We start from the raw sequence: 17,248 nt of genomic DNA, 5'->3' as shown, positions 1-17,248 counted from the left end.
CCTTGCCGAGGGAGGCGAGGCCTGTCATTACAGGAGGGGAAAATTAAATTAGTTCTAAGGATACTTCGATATTGCCGCGAGTGGCATTGGAGTAAGGGCACACCTGATGAGCGGCTTCGAGAAGTTTTTTAGCTTCGTCTCTGTCGGGGCCTTCAATGTGCGCTTGAAGTTTCACCGCGAGTTGGAATCCACCCGAGCTGTTTGGACCGATGCCGACCTCTGCAGTTACAGTCGTGTTTTTCAAAGTGACTTTTTGATTGCGAGCTACGAACTGTAAAGCGCTATCAAAACATGCTGCATATCCGGCCGCGAAAAGTTGTTCCGGGTTTGAGTAAGCTCCACCTGGGCCGCCCATTTCCTTTGGAATTCGTACTTCAAGATTTAGAACACCGTCGGAACTTTGAACTTTTCCGTTACGACCACCATTGGCTGTTGCCTTTGCTACATACACGCTACTCATACAAATCTCCTTTTAGGGTTTTATTCATCTCGCTGACGAGATGTTTGAGTTGATTGCGTAAACTTTCGAGTTCTGATTTTTTACAAGCCACATCACAGAGCAATGTGTCGGGGAGATTCGCAAATTTCTCCTCCATGTTCTTGCCTTCTGTCGTCAGTTGCACGACTACGGTGCGTTCGTCTTCTTTAGAACGACGGCGAGTCAGCCAACCTTTTTGCTCCATACGTTTGATCAGCGGAGTGATCGTGCCCGTATCAAGCAAAAGCAGATCTGCGATTTCTGTGACTTTGCGTGGAGATTTTTCCCATAGAACCAAGAAGACCAAATATTGCGGATAAGTCAGGTCGAAGGCCTTAAAGTGAGGTGCATACAATTGAGTGATCAGTCGCGAAGCCGCGTAGATCGGGAAGCAAAGCTGATTTTCTAATTTGAGCTTCTTGTTCATAAAGACATCATGCTCTTTTAATAAATTTCATGCAATTAAATTGTGTGCAATATAAATAAGGCCGAAAATTATTCAGGGATTTCAAAGGGGCAGGGCGATAAAGAGCGTCTCATTATGAGAATTCCTAGACCTAAAGCCTGATCTCGACCTTCAGGTGAATTGTCCTCAAGAGGGGGCCTAAAAATACCGATATTTCCAATAGCTATGAGCAAAAAGAAAAAGAGTTCGTCAGCAGCAGAAAACCTCATTGAATCATTGATGGATGATCTTAAAGACATTCAATCTGATTCTTCTTTCCATAAAAATGGACAGGAGGATGATAATTTTGCTGGCTTACCAGGGCTTGATAGCGATGAACATCGTATAGAGAGCAAAAATTCTGCTTCTACAAGTTTGTGGGACAGTCTGGAAAAAGACTTAGGCATGACCCCAAGTGCAGAGTCCGCATCAGAACTCGATGATGCAGAATTCTCTGGCGGTGCTCCGAATGAATATTCTGATTACTCTTCTCATGACGATGACGGTTACGACAATTCTGATGCGGCGATGTCTTTGAAGGATATCGAGATGCCAGAGGGTTTTGGTGACTTGCCACCGTCGGAAAGATTCATGGTAGGTCCTTCTGCGGAAGAAAATCACTATGAAGGTCCTTCCGCAGAAGGAGGTTATCAAGATTCTGACGAGATCTACTCGACTCCTCCAGCGACACCAAGCAGCTTCAGCGCAGAGCCAAGTTATGCGCTGAATGCGACCGATGACGAAGCGACTCGACCTGTTTTCAGTAACAGCGCGCCATCGGGTGGAGAAGATAAAACAGTTTCTATTCAACAAGATCTGAACCTGACCTCTTCTGTGGCTGCAGGAACCGATGCAGATAAAACTGTAGCTGTTGATGGTTTTGCCAATGCAAGATCAAATCAACGCAATAAATCCTCCTCTGATTTTGATGTGAAAGTCAGCGTTGGAAACTTCCGCGGCAGCAGCCGTACGGGCGCCGCTAACGTTTTGACTTCTGTAGATGCCAGCCTTGCTCAAGCTGAAAACCTGAAGCTTGCGCAACAACGCATTCTTGAGCTTGAAAAGGAAGTTGAACATCTTCGCGCGGAAAATGAGGAGCTTGCTTCCGCAGGCGAGATCATTCGTTCACGCACAGATGAATTGACGGTGCGTATTTCTTCTTTGGAAAAAGAAAAAGACGAGGTCCGTGAATCTGCCCAATCTGAAATCCTGATCTTGAAGGGAAATCTTCAATATAAGGAAAACGAAGTTGCCAAAGCTCGTATCAAAGTTGAAGAGCTGGAAACTCGACTTAAATCCGATTTCAAAAAGATCCGCGTTCGCGAACGAGAACTTGAAAATCGACTCGAGCTTTTGCGTGCAGAAAAAGCAGCCTTAGTTCGTTCGAAAGACGAGTATATACTCGACCAAAAAAGAAAGATTGATCAGCTTTCGCAGGAACTGGATAATTATCGCAAGAAGTGTCTTGAACTCAACAAGACTCTCGAGGCGAACCAGGACCAATTCAAACGTACTGAACGTGCATTGCGTTTAGCTCTGACGAATTTAGAGGTCAAAGAGGAGAGCCTCACGCCACTGAAGAAAGCAGAGTAGTATGGATGCCAGCTCACCGGTTGAGTCCAGCGAGGGTACGGTCGTTACCAAGCCCGCTCCCGTGAAAAAAATCAAAGTCATCGTGAGCGATTTGCATTTAGGCAAAGGTCGTCTGTTGCCACAAGGTGGTATCAACTCGCTAGAAGAATTCTACTATGGTGAAAAGCTGGTGGAATTCATCCACTACTATTCATCAGGCATCTATCGTGATTATGAAGTTGAACTGATAATCAACGGCGACTTTTTTAACTTCTTGCAGTGTGATTACAAGGGACATTTCCTTTCGGTAATCACCGAGTCCGTGACTTTAGAAATTTTGAAAGAGATCGTGAAAGGTCACGAGCACGTTTTCAAGGCCATGGCTGAATTCGCTTCGAAGCCAGGCAATAACATCACTTACATTGTCGGAAATCATGATCAGGGAATGTTGTGGCCCGCATGCCGCGCTTATCTGAATCAAGTCATTGGCGCGCCGGTTCGTTTCAAGAACATTGTATACTTCTTTGATGGAGTGCACGTGGAACACGGTCACATGCATGAAGCGGCAAATCGTATGGACCCCAAAAAGTTTTTCCTTAAAAAGAATCTTGTAGAGCCGATCTTGAATTTACCGTTTGGCTCGCACTTCTTTTTAGAGGTCGTATTAAAAATCAAACAAACATATCCCCATGTCGATAAGATTCGTCCTTTTGGCAAGATGGTGCGTTGGGCTGTCGTGAATGAAACGATGGTGATTGTGAAGGCCTTCTTTATGGCCGTCATTTACTTTTTAAAGAGTGCTTTTGTTAAAGATCCGCGTCGCCATTGGCCGATCAAGCGAATCATTCAGGTGATTTTAGAAAGTGCTATCTTTCCTGATTTATCTGAGTCAGCGCGTAAGATTCTTGTTGATGATCGTGTACACACTGTGGTCTTTGGCCACACTCATGTATATCAATATCGTCAATGGAATGAGAACAAGGAATATTTTAATACAGGAACATGGACGGAGCTTACTTCTTTGGATATTGTGTCCTTAGGTAAAATCACGAAGCTTACGTACTGTCTAATTGAGTACCCTGAGGATGGCGGCCGCCCACGCGGTCGCTTGAAAGAATGGAAAGGGTATCATCGCATCGAGGAAGACGTAGCCATCTCGTGATTTTCCATTAATGGAGAAATCACATGTTGGAAATTACGCACGCAAGTCAGCCTATTCAAGACAGCCTTCTGCAAGAGTGCCAAGCCTCTTTGAAGTTATTTATGGAACGCAAAGAGATCGGCTTTCCACAGCTTGTGGAACGTATTCAATTGTGGCAGCAGTCGTACAAACACGGTTCAGAGTTCGCCACAAAATTTAAAAAACTTGTGATCGTAGGCTTAGGCGGGAGCTCGCTAGGTACTCGTGTGATCGCAGAGGTATTCCGCTCGCAAACTTTATTCTTCGTAGACAACGTCGATGCTTTGGAATTTGAAACTTTGATTGAAGAGCTTGGCAGTCTCAAAGACGTTGCTTGGGCTTTTATTTCTAAGAGCGGAACAACAATCGAATCTTTGTGCGCGCTTGAAATGTTGATTCAGATTTATCAAGAAGAGAAATTGAATCTTCCAGAGCACAGTATTGTGATCTCTGAAGCGAAGGAAAGCTCGTTGACTCAATGGGCCCGTAAACACTCTGTTCCAGAGTGTGAAATCCCTGTGGATGTGGGAGGAAGATTCTCGGTTCTTTCTCCGGTAGGTATGTTCCCAGCTGCGTTCCTCGGTTTGGACTTAGAGAAAATTCGCGTCGGAGCCAAGCGCGCACTTCTTGATACCGCGACTGTGACTAAGACAATGGCGCAAGTAATTCAAAGCTATCAACGTGAAGAATGGATAACGCTTTTGTGGTCTTATAATTCGCGCCTGAAAGATTTTGGAGGCTGGTATCAGCAGCTATGGGCTGAATCTTTAGGTAAAGATAAAACGCGCGTCGGTGGGCCCGCTCCGCGCGTCAGCACGCCGATGTCAGCCATCGGTGCTTCAGATCAACACTCGATCTTGCAGCAGGTGATGGAGGGCACGAAAGATAAATTCGTTATCTTCATGCGTGTTGATGAATCCGAGGGCGGATCTCAAAAAGTTCACACTTCTCATTTTAAAGAGACTGCGGATCTTCAAGGCCGCACGATGGGAGAGCTTCTTCGCGCAGAAGCCTTGGCAACTCAAGAGGCTTTGAATCAAAATGGGGTCGTGACGATGACATTGAAAGCAAAGGCTTTGGATGAGGAAACGCTTGGGTACTTGTTCATGTTCTGGCAATTAGTTGTTGCGGGCTTGGGCGAGTATTTGAAAATCGATGCTTTCAATCAGCCAGGTGTAGAGCTTGGAAAAGTTCTTGCGAAAGCAAAACTTAAAAAGTCTTAGGGCTTTAGAATGGCGCCACGGAATTAGAGCCCGTTGGCGCTCGATTGAAATTTTTGAAAGTCTGACAACTTTCTTTCATAGTCTTGGGTCATGTTTCGAACTCTCAAAGACTGCTGATCTGCTTCAGACTGTGTGTTGTGTAGATCATTTTCGTAAGCCTTCTTCAATGCTTCCGCTTTTCCACCTTCTGATTTTAATTTCTTAAGATCATTTTCAGTTTCGTGAATCTGCTGACGGATTTGTGCCTCTGTGGCCTGAAGATCTTGTTGTTCTAAAGCCATCTCGGCCTTGATCTGACGAGATTTTTGATTGTCGCTAAAATTAGAATTAGCGCGATCATTTTGAAGTTGGGCAAGAACCTGTTCCTGCTCTTCTTTTTGTTTGTTTAACTCTTCAAGTTTGTCGTGTTGATTGATGTCATGGGTTCGCTTTTGCCAGAATGCAATTTGCTTAGCTGTTTCTTTGACCAGACCTTGCTGGATTTTGAATTGCTGGTTGATCTCAGCATTCACAGCTTTCGCTTGGGCATTAGTGCTTTTCAAATTCTGAACGCCTTGGCTACTGGCTTCTTTTTCCGCGCCTTTATAATCACGAAGACGATTATTTAGAGTCTTCAGACGTTCTTGATCTCGTTGAATCTGTGCTTGCAGAGCTTCATTGCTTTGAAAGCCTTTTGATTTAATATTTTGCAAACGCTGTTGGATTTCGACAAGCTTGGTGCGTTCGGCAGATAACGCTCGGAACATTTCATCGAGCTCGCTTTGACGAACTTGCTTCTGACGTTGTAATTCGTCCTGTCGTTGATTCAATTGATTGTGCAGTTGTTGCTCGAGATTTTTCTCTTTAGACAGAGCACGATTCAAGTCGGCGATTTGCGCCGCCGACTCTTTTTGTTGCTGTTGCAACATCCAGTTTTGATAAGCAAGTCCCGTAATAAGAACTGCAGCGATAATATAAGATGCAATTTTCAACATTAGGACATCCGTTCCTATTTTCCGCCGTAGTAAACTCCATTGGCGTAGATGTATCCGTCAGGACGACGGCCTTTTGGATCTGCGTGCAGCCAGTGTAGCAGAGGTCCTTGCTCGCCCATAATAAGTTGTCCGCCGGCGGCCACGGTTTCGCCAATTTGCAGAGGAACTCTATCGCCCATGTCTGAGTTATAGATCAAAGCCATTGTGGAGTTATCGCTTAGGCGCACCATCCAGCGTTGATGTGGAAGGCCCACTGTATCGTCAGGCAAGATTTGTGTGACCACCATGTTGCCGGCCTCGATGAAGTTCACGTTTTGATCCTGATGGATCGCTTGAACAAGGTCACTATCATTACTTACTAATGCGAAAGCCCCAGAACACGATAGAAGGACGAAGGCTGCGATAACGGTTTTAAGCATGTATTTCCTCGCTTGGTTCGTTTTTCACAAAAGTGAATATAATAGATTTGGCAAGCGGTCGAAAGTGGGCACCTCCATTTCAGAGGGATTTTGAAAAAAGACCTTAGAGCGACCAACGAATCGACATGTAAAGTCATCATGATTTCAAAGAGTTTTAAATATTTTAACAAAAGTTAAATAAAACGCTTGTACTTTTGGAACAAATGGATTTTAAGGAGGCTCCAAAGGGAGGGGTCCTATGGGGTTATCTAAAAAGGTTCTTGGGGTTATCGCCGGCGTAGTAATGACGGCAGCATGTTCTCCACAAAATAAGGCAGCATTTCAATCAACGGATTCAGCATCGAATATTATCGGTGGTACAGCAGTTTCTGCTCAGGATCCAATCAGCTTTTCAACAGTTCAGATCTTGCACATGACTTTGCAAAAAGATGCTCAAGGTCGCACGATGATCAAAGGTCTTTCGACTTGCACAGGTACTGTGATGACGAACGACGTGATCTTGACAGCAGGTCACTGTTCAGCAAAAGACCCAGGTTCATTGTTGGTTCTTTTCTCTGACCAAATTCCTAACTGGAAACAGTTCTTTGCAACTCTTTCTAAAAATCCGATGGTTCGTCGTGTAACTGGCGGTGTAACAGCTCCAAACTGGGCGAAACTTTCTAATGATACTGATGTGAACTGGGGTGATCTTTCTTTGCTAAGATTCTCTGGCGGTTTGCCGCAAGGTTATGTTCCTGCGACTTTGGTTCCAGCGAGCGCTCAACTTAAAGCGGGCATGCCTGTAACTCTTGCTGGTTTCGGCGAGACTGACGGCGTGAAACAAACTCCGGCGACTGAGTTGATGAAAGTTACTGTGAATATCGCGGATCCAGCATTCAGCGACACAGAAATTAAAATCGACAACACAAACGGTACCGGTGCTTGCCACGGTGACTCTGGTGGCCCAGCTTACGTAACTTCAAACGGTGTTAACTATCTAGTAGGTGTTACAAGCCGTGCGGATGTGGCAACAGATCCAAAAGCAGTTTGCGTAGGAAAAACGATCTACACGAAAGTGGCTCCTTACCTTCCTTGGATTTCTTCAGAGATCCAAAATTTGGAAGGCAGTGCTTCTTATGGCACAACAATCGCTGAACCAGATGGTTTCGATCAGTAATAATTTTTTCTCTTAAATTAAATGGTTTCTTGTTAAAGGCTCACTTTGGTGGGCCTTTTTTTTTGTGTGGGAATGGAGTGCCGGAGGAGTGGCAGCCTTATTTAGGCTCCACGCTTCGTCGGCACGCCATCCTGGCTCGTTGCCGCCCGCTTCGCGGGTTCGCGCATCCATGCGCCGGCAATGGCCGACTTCGGTGGCGCCTAAATAAGGCTGCCACTCCTCCGGCACTCCATTGGGTAAAGAAAATAGTCCAAGTGATCTTGAGAAAAAGAACGATCACCAAAAAGAGCACAGATCTACTTTGATCCCAACTTGCGCAATTTGAACCCCTGTTTATTCCAAGTCTGTCTCTAAAAAACCCAACTTCCCCAAGATCGAAGACGAGAATTTGGTAGGTAAGGGAACTCCCTGCCTTAGAGGGCCCCGCCGAAGAGCGGCCTTTGTCGGCGCCACGATGGCGCGAACCACGGCGAAGCCGTGGCGACAACAGAGCCCGGACGGCGTGTCGCACGCAGCGCAGGGCCCTCTAAGGCAGGGAGTTCCCTTACCTACCAAATTCCCTCGCACTACAATCAAACGGCGATATTAAACTATTTCTTAGAAGAAGCAGAATAAAGATGAGGCAAATAACCAGCCCCCAAAACTCCTGCGTGATTTTTCGTTTTCGCGATTTCAATTTTGCATTCAAAAGCTGGATTCATTTGGTGAATCATTTTTTTGTAGTGGGATTTCATTTCTTTCAGATACAAATGCTTGATCTTAATCAAGCCTCCGCTGATGAAGATCTGTTCGACATTGTAGCCAATAGAAAGATCATAGCAAAGACATGCTAAAGCCCAAGCCATGTCGGCATAAAGTATGTCATACTTTGGATCTTTGGTATCAACCAACTCTTCCACCGAGTTTCCGGTGAAACCCATTTCTTTAGCACGACGAAGAAGGCCCGTACCTGAGGCGACGCCTTCTACTGTACAATGGTGAAGCTTGTCTGGATTTTCCTTTAATTTTTTATAATCAACAATCGTGTGACCGTACTCAGAACCACGACCGTTTGTTTGGCAAGGGTAGTGATTAAAGATGATCCCTGTGCCCACACCTGTGCCAACTGTGACGACAGCGTACGAGCTCATTTTCTTTGCTCCGCCAACCCATCCTTCAGCTAACGCCGCTGCCGTGGCGTCGTGTTGGAAGAAAACTTTTGTGCGGAAGCCCTGTTTTTGGATTTCTTTTTCAACCAAGTCACGAATAGGAACGATCTTCCAGCCTGGGTAGTTTACTGGATAAGTCAGTTTGCCTTCAGCGGCATTCAATGGGCCTGCACTGGCAAGGCCGACACCTTTAAAAACGCCCGCTGCCGTTTCTTTCGGAAACCTTTTTTTGAAATCAAGGGCGATGTCCGCCATCAATTGAAAAACACGCTTCTGTGTTTTCGTCGCCGAGCCTTCACGATTCATGTCGACAGGGACTTTAACAAAATCAAGCATTTCACCTGTGTCTGTTAAAAGAGCTGCAGCCAGTTTTGTGCCGCCAAGATCGAAACCAATGGTGTAAGTTGTTTTTTTCTTCATGGTGTTGTCGCCTTCTTAGCTGCTTGTGATCGATTCAAAAGGACAAGGGCCGAGTAAGAATTTAAAGTAATGCGCGCGATTCCGTTGTTATCGACGACAACACTTTGCGAACATGTGTGTGTTGTCGGGTTGTAGGAAGACCCCGCCATATTGCAGTAGCTTCCCGCAGGCAAACCCGTTTGAAATTCCTTCGGCAAAGGATTGCCAGAAAAATTAATCGCGACAAATCCTAGATTACCGCGATTGAAAGACAATTGGTCTTGGCCGTTGCTCCACCAGTTGCTGGCAGAGAAGGCGTGATCCGTGTTGTTTCTAAAGTCCACCATTGCAGCCACTTCAGGGGCACGATGCTCGCAAGTCCATGGAGCTGTACAGTGTGATTGATTATCTAGAATCGGCAATGTGTGAAGGGCACTATCCAAGGGTGGTCCCTGATCGTAGTTCTTAAAATCAAAACCAGAGTAAAGCTGAGGATAACCGTAAGGCCAAGCCAACATGAAGATTTGAGCTAAGCGATACAATGTTTGGTCTTGGCTCGAATAACGAAGAATCGCAGAGTCCCCACCACGCTCAAGATCATGATTCGTTAAGAACACGATGGCATCATCCGTAGCCGGAAGGTTATTAGCAATTGTTGTTAGCGCATTGATGTTCTTAGATTTAATCGCATCGCCAATACGGTGAGCGTAATCGTAAGCCGTCACATCACCCACGGGAGTGTAATCGCTGTATTGAACAGGTCCCGCAGGGTCATAGATCACCTCTTGATAAATATAGGCCGAACGTTTTAGCCCAGAAAAAATCTTTTGAAGGTCTTTAGCGGGTATATGTTTAGCGGCATCCACTCGGAAGCCGTTCACGCCCAAGTCCAAAAGATGGTTCAGGTAAGCGACTTCGTGAGATTGAACATTCAGGGATTCTGTCGCGAGATCCGCAAGACCCACAAGTTCGCAGTTTTGAAGCTCATAAAGATCATTAAAGTTTACAATGTGATCATTGCCGTTGCGACCGCAGTGATGGAAGTCATTGTATCCATAGATGCCAGGGTAATTGTATTGAGTGAATGGACTTCCCGCAGAACCGGTGCCGCTAGGAACTCCGGCCATATGATTCAAAACAACATCGGCGTAAATATCCACGCCGACTTGATGACAGCGTTGAACCATGTCGGCAAACTCAGCTTCCGATCCAGAGCGGGATTCGATTTTATAGCTAGCAACTTGATAACGCTCCCACCAAGGACTGCCTGACCAATGAATATGCTCGTGAGGCGGAGAAACTTGAACAGCGGCAAAACCAGCGGGGCCTAGGTAAAGCTCACACTCGCGGGCGATGTCCTTCCATGGCCATTCAAAAAGCTGCACGAACACCGTGCGCGGAGACGCCTCAGCAGACAGCCCGGCGAAACAGAAAATCAAAGCCAAAAGTTGAACGGTGAGCTTCCTCAGAAAAATGCTCCTAAATTCGTTGATTAAGTCCTGTTTTTTTATCAAAGAGGTGCGCCTTTGTCAGGTCGATCTTCAGGGGGATCCTCTGGCCCGTGGAAAAATTATCTAAAGAGTCGACCAAAATTCTGACAGTTTGATCTGCCAGTTGCCCATGAAGCATCTGTTGGCCGCCCAAATTTTCGGAAAGCTCAATATCGAAATCCCCTAATTCGATTTCCTGCGAATTGACACTGCCGTTGGAGACTTTGAAGGCCTCCGGGCGAATTCCCAGAACAGAATCGACCCTTCGGGCATTAGGCCATGGAAGTTTTTGCACAATAGAACCTTCCAGGAAGTTCATCTCCGGAGACCCGATAAAACTCGCAATAAACATGTTCTTAGGGCGGTGATAGATCTCGGTTGGTGTCCCCACTTGTTCAATCAAACCGTCTTTCAAAACAGCAATACGGTCACCCATTGTCGTTGCTTCCATTTGATCATGAGTCACATAGATCATAGTGCTTTTTAAAGTTTGGTGCAGACGTTTTATTTCCACACGCATTTGCGAACGAAGGTGCGCATCCAAATTCGACAAAGGTTCATCGAACAATATGACTGGAGTCTGCCGGCTTAAAGCGCGGCCCAAGGCCACACGCTGACGTTGACCGCCAGAAAGCTCTTTCGGCTTGCGAGCCAGCAAGTGAGAGATTTGCAAAAGATCAGAAATCCCTTTCACGCGTTTTGAAATATCAGAGGAAGATAGACCTTGAAGCTTTAAGCCGAAGCCCATGTTTTCTTCAACAGTCATATGTGGATAAAGCGCATAGTTTTGGAAAACCATGGCGATGTCACGATCCTGGGGCTCGACGTTGTTGATAACTTTTCCGCCGACAGAAATAGTTCCAGAATCAAGTTTCTCAAGGCCCGCCAGTGTGCGAAGCAAAGTTGATTTCCCGCAGCCTGAAGGCCCTACAAGAACCAAGAATTCACCGGAAGCGATTTGCAAATCGATGCCTTTGAGGATTTTCGCAGAGCCAAAACTTTTTTCACATTTTGAAAATTCAATTGATGCCATAACTATCCTTTTACGCTTCCCATAGTCAGACCAGATACAAGATAACGAGAGATACTAATGAATAAAACCAGTGCGGGAATGCTGACAATCAAAGCTCCCGCCGCATACAGACCCCACTGAGTCGCAAGACTGGCCTGGAAGGAACGAAGCCCCAAAGGCAAAGTATAAAGTTGAGGATCTTGCAAAACCACAGCGGCGATCACGTACTCACTCCAACTATTCATAAAACTGAACAAGGCTGTGATCACAAGGGCCGGTGAGGATACCGGCAAAATAATTTTCGTAAAGATCATCCACTTCGAACAGCCATCTAGCAACGCAGCTTCTTCAAGCTCGCGCGGGATTGTGTCGTAATAGGCTTTCATCTGCCAAATGCAGAATGGCAAAGCTGTCGAAGAGTAAATCAGGAACAAGCCCCAAAAACTATCGATCAAATGAAGCTTCGAAAGTATAACAAAGAAAGGAAGCATCAACATCGTCGCCGGAAACATCTGCGTCGTCAAAAGGGAAAACAACATCATGTTGCGACCGCGGAAACGATAGCGGGAAAGAGCGTAAGCACTTGTTGAAGCCAGTGCCACGCCCACCAAGGTGGTCACAGCGCTGACCAACAATGAATTACGCAGCCACAATAAGAAGTCCGTTTCAAAGAACAGCGTCGAGAAATTCTTCAGCGTCGAATTCGGACCAATGATTTCCAAGGATTGTGTTTGGAAAGCGTTATCTCCACGAAGCGAGACTGAGATCACATACAAAATCGGATACAAAGAAAACACTGTGAAAAGAAGAATGCTAGTCCAAGCTAAAATCTTTTTCGTCATTACTTTGTCTCCTTTCTGTATTGAGCTTTTAGTGATCCGAGGCCCCAGATAATCAAGATTAGGAAAATCAAAACTGAAACCGCAGCCGCATAACCATAACGATACAGGTTAAAGGCTGCTTTATAGACATAGCTGACGAGGATGTGAGTTTGATCACCGGGTTCGCCACTGTTGGAAACAAGCCAGATCACATTCAAGTTATTGAAGGTCCAGATTGAGCCAAGTAGCGCTGCGGGGACCATTACCGGCAAAAGAAGAGGCCAGGTGATGTGACGAAAGCGTTGCCATGCATTGGCTCCATCTAAGACAGCGGCTTCATAAAGTGACTGAGGAATCGACTGCAAACCACCCAGGGCAACAATCATCATGAATGGGAAGCCCAGCCAGACGTTCGTTAAAATACACGCAGTAAAAGCAGTGAAGGGTTGGCTTAGCCATTGAACGGGGGACAGATGCAAAAACTTCTGCAAGAAGATATTAATCGGACCGTATTCTTGATTGAACAAAGCTCGCCAAGTTAGAGCTGTAATATATTGAGGCACGGCCCAAGGGATGATGAGCAGTGCTCTCCAGAATCCTTTGGCGGGCATCACTTGATTGATCACAACAGCTAAGAAGACACCGATCGATACGTGGAAAAGAACATTTACCACAGTCCAGATAACAGTTTTCAAGAACAATGAATAAAATCGGGCATCACCCAAGGCATTCGCATAGTGATGGAAGCCGACGATTGACCAATCTTGAAATGTACGAAGGCTAAAGTTCGAAAACGAGATCGCGATATTATAGAAGAAAGGATAGATAATCACCGCGAAGATGCCAAGAAATGCTGGCAACATCATATAGTAAGCAAAACGTTGAGGTCCCTGGAAGCCTTTCACAAAGGCCACCGCCGATCCGCGGAAGAAATAAATCAACGTAAGAAGGCCGATGATGAAAGCAATTTTGATTATCCAAGCGCCAGGACCCGGCTGAAGGACTTCATTCATCTCCTGGATTTGTCTTTCCGCCGTTACTTGGGCCGCTTCAGCAGCCACCGTTGGTGTCGCACTTCCTGCCAAGACTTTTTGGTATTGAGTGCGTAAGGCGTCCCACACTGCGCGGATTTCAGGAACGATCGGCATTGGATGACCAACCTCCATAATATCGGCAGAGACTTTTAATAAGGAATTGTCTTTCACGATATCAGATTTACGAGCATCCAAATTTGATGGCAGAGTTCCCACTTTCTGTGCGAATAAAAGCTGAACAGGTTCTGACGTCAGATATTTGAGAAGCTTGATAGACGCTTCCAAATGCTTTGGTGATTTCATGTTTACGTTCAGTGAATAACCCTTAGTGCCGACTAGAGGACTGGGCCATTTACCAGTGGAAGAAATCATCGGAATGCGAGCGATACCGAAATCAACTTTTGCCTCTTTATAATCACCCCAAGACCAATCGCCATTGATCAGCATGGCGGCCTTACCTTGTTTAAACAAGGCATTGGCTGTTTCATAGTCACACTCTTTAGGAATGATTTTATATTTGTCGCGCAGATCCAAGATAAATTGGAACGTGTTACGCAAGGCAGGCGTGTTCAAGTTCGGAGTGACGTCGTTTTTCAAGAAGTCTTCGCCAAATGCAGGAATGAACGGAGCGAAGAAGAAAGGCTCGGTATAATTGAAAACCAAACCCCATTGATCGATTTTGCCATCGCCATCACTATCAACAGTCAGTTTCTTTCCAAGAGAAATCAATTCATCGGAATTTTTCGGAGGATTCGGCATCAACTTCTTATTGTAAAGAAGCATTAAGTGATTACCGACTCCATCGCCCACCATGAAATGCTGATTGTTGTAAGCTGGTATTGCTAAAGGATCTAATTGAGCAAAGAAATCTTTGTCCAGGTATTGATCTAGCGGTTGGATGATTCCCATTGTCGCGAAAGGACCAATTTGATCGCTAGGTCCATAGACAAGCTCGGGACCGCTGCCTCCCATGGCCGCAGACTGATAACTGCTGCGCAGTTCTTCCGTTTCACGATAAGTTGCCTGAACAATTACGTCTGGATTTTCTTTTTCAAACTGCTGAAGAGCTTCCGCTAAAACCTGGCGGTGCGCATAGATCATCTGGTGCCAGATATGCAGACGGATTTTTTCTGCGTGGGCATTCATCGATGTCAGAAGCAACAGAACAAAGAAAGCAAAACGCATCAACGGCCTCCCACAGGTTTAGTGCTTAGAGGAAGTCTTAACACTACAGTGCTGCGACCTGGGATTTGAATTTGCGATTGAGATGGATTCAAAACAACTTGAGATAAGACAGGATCAATCGAAGCATCTAAGTAAGGATGAATTTGCCAAGCATAGCTCATAACTTTGTTAGAGTATGTGCGTGCTGTACGAGATGCATTGAAGAAAACTAAAATAGCCTCTTGCTGGTTGTGAAGAAGCATTGCGATTAAACCAGGTTCGCTTGAATTTTCATCATCGATGAAGACCAGCTGCTTTAGAACTTCATCAAGGCTGTTCATTTTAAATAGCGAACTGCTTTGACGTACCCGAAGAAGAGCTTTGAAGTAATTATTTGTTCTTCCAATTAAGGCAGGTGTTGGCTTTAAGTCCGCTATCTGTAGACGTGGTTGCCAGAAGGACCAATCATCAATGTTTTTCCAGGATGGTGGAAGACCCTCGCCCCAATAATCTGTCTGACCCGACCAATCCAAGCGATTGAAGAAATCACCGGAATCATAACTGTCTTGATCGCCATTTTTAGAGCGCAAGATCTCGGTGCCAGCCTCAATAAACGGAATACCTTGGCTTAGCAATGGAATTGCCATTGCCAACTGTTGCATCCGTTGACGATCCTCTAAAGTTGCAAGAGCCGGGGATCTGCCATCGGTATAGAATGGAGCTTTCGCCTGAACAGCATCCCACAACGTATAACCGTCATGGGCAGAAACATAATTAATCGTCTCGATAGGTTCGGCAGAAGTCGCCACGTTGCTCGAGCGATAGATAAGATCTCCACCGCGAATGACTGTGCCTAAATGCTCTTTGAAAGAAAAATCGCGCAGGTTTCCGGCCAAGCCCACTTTGATCACATCGCCCAAGTGCAAAAGTTTGTCGCGCTGTTGATCCATATCTGTCGGAGTATTGCGATTTGCAGGTTCTTTATTGAAGTCAAAGAACAAACCTGTTGCAAAGCCTTGATCGGATTTTTCACTGGAGTTGGTTGTGCCACCACGAACAGCATCACGCATGCGATCATTAAAGAAACCGATGCCTGAACCGTAAGCATTTTGCTGGCTCATAGAATCTTGAGGATCTTGAGCATACAGAGAGCCAAACGGCCAACCTTCTCCGTAAAGATAAATTTTTGATCCGTCGACGCCATCGTTTTGCAAAGTCAAAGAGCGTAAAGCCTCTTTGATGTGCTCGATTGTTGATCTTGAATGGAAAGACATTAAATCAAAACGGAAGCCGTCGATTTTGTATTCCCGTGCCCAGTGTAGAAGACTATCCGTCATCAACTTTTCCATCATGTGGTGTTCACTCGCAGTGTCGTAACAACAAGAGCTTGAAGCAACATCGCCGTTCTCATTCACACGGTAGTAGTAGAGAGGAACGATTTTATCGAAGACAGAATAAGGTGAAAGACCATTTTGATAAGTGTGATTAAAGACAACGTCCTGAATGACACGAAGGCCTACGCTGTTCAATGCTTGAACCATCGAACGAACTTCGCGAACTCGGGAAACACCCTGTGGGTCCACCGCATAACTGCCATCGGGAGCCATATAGTGAACAGGATCGTAACCCCAGTTAAAAGCATCAACGTTGCGAATTTGCCCCAGAGCTCCTTGAGCGTCTTGTAAATTCGAACTTGGAGTGCTGAGAGTCTGCCAAGTAGATTTATCTTCATTCACGGAACCAAAATCATTAAATGGAAGCAGATGAATATGAGTCAAACCTGCTTGAGCCAGGGATTTCAAGTGTTGCATCCCAGCGCTGCTGTATTGAGTGAAGGCATCGTAGGTGCCTCTGTACACAAACGGAACAGTTTGGTCGTTGGCGCTGAAATCTCGGATGTGCAATTCGTAAATCACCATGTCCTTAAAAGAATTCAAAACGGGTTTTTGCAAGTCATCCCAACCAGCGGGTTTTAAATTTGAACTATCTAAATCAACCAATTGTGATTTCTCGCCATTCATCGCAAGGCTGAAACTGTATGGATCGGTGACTAGTGAAGTCTCCATACGATCTGTGCTTGGTTGGTACACAGTCACTTCATAAAGATAGAAATAATTTTCGAACTGACGAGGAATAGAAACACTCCATGCATTTCCGTCCAAGGTCATTGGGAAAATCTGCGCGGGCTCAGCATTCGAGGTATTTCCAGCGGGATAAATCAAAGCGCGCACAGAAGCAGCAGTTGGCGCCCACAGCTTCAATTGGAAATTAGAACCCTCGACGGTAACGCCCAAGTCATTGCCGTCGTAAGTGTAAAGCTCGTCGAGAAGACCTGCATATTGAATAGCCGTTGAGTCAAGAAGCTGATTGTTTCTATCTGTGATAAAAACTTTCAGCGGACGATGAATCAATTCATTGACGGTGGCAAGATCGATTTGTGCCGTGGAAAGAACGGCGTAAGTGCCATGATTTTCTAAAACGGGAAGAGCCACTGAAGTAGAGTTATTGCGGAAGTTGACATCGCTGTTGGCAAGAACAAACACCATGTTGTCAGCAACACGCAAACCTTGCGTGAGTTTTACCAAAAGTGTTTTGGAGTTTATCCATTGCGCGCGCGCGCTACCAGCTTTGGCAGTTTCGAAAACTAAACATGAAACTAACAAAACAATGATAAATCTGAAAACGCGGTCCCCAGCCTGTTTCAGCAAGTACTCCCCCTACCAATTCGAGTCT

At 45.6% G+C, this 17,248-nt stretch carries 14 protein-coding genes; 4 read left to right on the top strand and 10 right to left on the bottom strand.

What is annotated here, in order from left to right; all coding sequences use genetic code 11:
* Positions 1 to 43 precede the first annotated feature (43 nt).
* Positions 44 to 460 carry an organic hydroperoxide resistance protein gene (locus VF412_RS14090; RefSeq protein WP_331339889.1) on the bottom strand — a complete coding sequence of 139 codons (417 nt, stop codon included), beginning with the start codon at positions 458 to 460 and terminating at the stop codon, positions 44 to 46.
* Positions 453 to 905, bottom strand: coding sequence for a MarR family transcriptional regulator (locus VF412_RS14085; protein ID WP_331339888.1), 453 nt, complete (start codon positions 903 to 905; stop codon positions 453 to 455). Before VF412_RS14085 ends, VF412_RS14090 begins: the two co-directional genes overlap by 8 nt.
* A 204-nt stretch (positions 906 to 1,109) precedes the next feature.
* Here VF412_RS14085 and VF412_RS14080 point away from each other — a divergent pair, with 204 nt between their 5' ends.
* The 3 genes from VF412_RS14080 to VF412_RS14070 all read left to right on the top strand — a co-directional run bounded on the left by VF412_RS14080 (position 1,110) and on the right by VF412_RS14070 (position 4,898).
* Positions 1,110 to 2,516 (top strand): hypothetical protein, encoded by a 1,407-nt coding sequence (locus tag VF412_RS14080; protein ID WP_331339887.1) that lies wholly within the window; start codon positions 1,110 to 1,112, stop codon positions 2,514 to 2,516.
* Positions 2,517 to 2,577: 61 nt separating this feature from the next.
* On the top strand, positions 2,578 to 3,657 hold the full coding sequence (locus VF412_RS14075; protein ID WP_331339886.1) for a hypothetical protein: 1,080 nt from the start codon (positions 2,578 to 2,580) through the stop codon (positions 3,655 to 3,657).
* Positions 3,658 to 3,680: 23 nt separating this feature from the next.
* Positions 3,681 to 4,898 (top strand): glucose-6-phosphate isomerase, encoded by a 1,218-nt coding sequence (locus VF412_RS14070; RefSeq protein WP_331339885.1) that lies wholly within the window; start codon positions 3,681 to 3,683, stop codon positions 4,896 to 4,898.
* Between the two features lie 23 nt (positions 4,899 to 4,921).
* Here VF412_RS14070 and VF412_RS14065 read toward each other — a convergent pair whose 3' ends face one another.
* Complete coding sequence (locus VF412_RS14065) at positions 4,922 to 5,872, bottom strand: hypothetical protein (RefSeq protein WP_331339884.1); 951 nt, start codon at positions 5,870 to 5,872, stop codon at positions 4,922 to 4,924.
* A 14-nt stretch (positions 5,873 to 5,886) separates the two neighbouring features.
* On the bottom strand, positions 5,887 to 6,291 hold the full coding sequence (locus VF412_RS14060; RefSeq protein ID WP_331339883.1) for a DUF3465 domain-containing protein: 405 nt from the start codon (positions 6,289 to 6,291) through the stop codon (positions 5,887 to 5,889).
* 238 nt (positions 6,292 to 6,529) lie between these two features.
* Here VF412_RS14060 and VF412_RS14055 point away from each other — a divergent pair, with 238 nt between their 5' ends.
* A complete protein-coding gene (locus VF412_RS14055) occupies positions 6,530 to 7,447 on the top strand; it encodes a S1 family peptidase (RefSeq protein WP_331339882.1) in 918 nt (305 codons plus the stop codon).
* Positions 7,448 to 8,037: 590 nt separating this feature from the next.
* Here VF412_RS14055 and VF412_RS14050 read toward each other — a convergent pair.
* The 6 genes from VF412_RS14050 to VF412_RS14025 are packed head-to-tail and all read right to left on the bottom strand — an operon-like array spanning position 8,038 to position 17,223.
* Positions 8,038 to 9,015, bottom strand: a complete 978-nt coding sequence (locus VF412_RS14050; RefSeq protein WP_331339881.1) for an ROK family protein — start codon at positions 9,013 to 9,015, stop codon at positions 8,038 to 8,040.
* Positions 9,012 to 10,439, bottom strand: coding sequence for an alpha-amylase family protein (locus VF412_RS14045; RefSeq protein ID WP_331339880.1), 1,428 nt, complete (start codon positions 10,437 to 10,439; stop codon positions 9,012 to 9,014). Before VF412_RS14045 ends, VF412_RS14050 begins: the two co-directional genes overlap by 4 nt.
* 34 nt (positions 10,440 to 10,473) lie before the next feature.
* On the bottom strand, positions 10,474 to 11,517 hold the full coding sequence (locus VF412_RS14040; protein ID WP_331339879.1) for an ABC transporter ATP-binding protein: 1,044 nt from the start codon (positions 11,515 to 11,517) through the stop codon (positions 10,474 to 10,476).
* Between the two features lie 2 nt (positions 11,518 to 11,519).
* A complete protein-coding gene (locus tag VF412_RS14035; RefSeq protein ID WP_331339878.1) occupies positions 11,520 to 12,338 on the bottom strand; it encodes a sugar ABC transporter permease in 819 nt (272 codons plus the stop codon).
* Positions 12,338 to 14,536 (bottom strand): extracellular solute-binding protein, encoded by a 2,199-nt coding sequence (locus VF412_RS14030; RefSeq protein WP_331339877.1) that lies wholly within the window; start codon positions 14,534 to 14,536, stop codon positions 12,338 to 12,340. Before VF412_RS14030 ends, VF412_RS14035 begins: the two co-directional genes overlap by 1 nt.
* Positions 14,536 to 17,223, bottom strand: a complete 2,688-nt coding sequence (locus tag VF412_RS14025) for an alpha-1,6-glucosidase domain-containing protein (RefSeq protein WP_331339876.1) — start codon at positions 17,221 to 17,223, stop codon at positions 14,536 to 14,538. The genes VF412_RS14030 and VF412_RS14025 overlap by 1 nt, the downstream gene beginning before the upstream one ends.
* Positions 17,224 to 17,248 lie beyond the last annotated feature (25 nt).

It is taken from the genome of Bdellovibrio sp., from assembly GCF_036384735.1.
Lineage (GTDB): Bacteria > Bdellovibrionota > Bdellovibrionia > Bdellovibrionales > Bdellovibrionaceae > Bdellovibrio.
The sequence above is the reverse complement of the archived record's forward strand: the minus strand, read 5'-3'. Positions and strand labels throughout refer to the sequence as shown.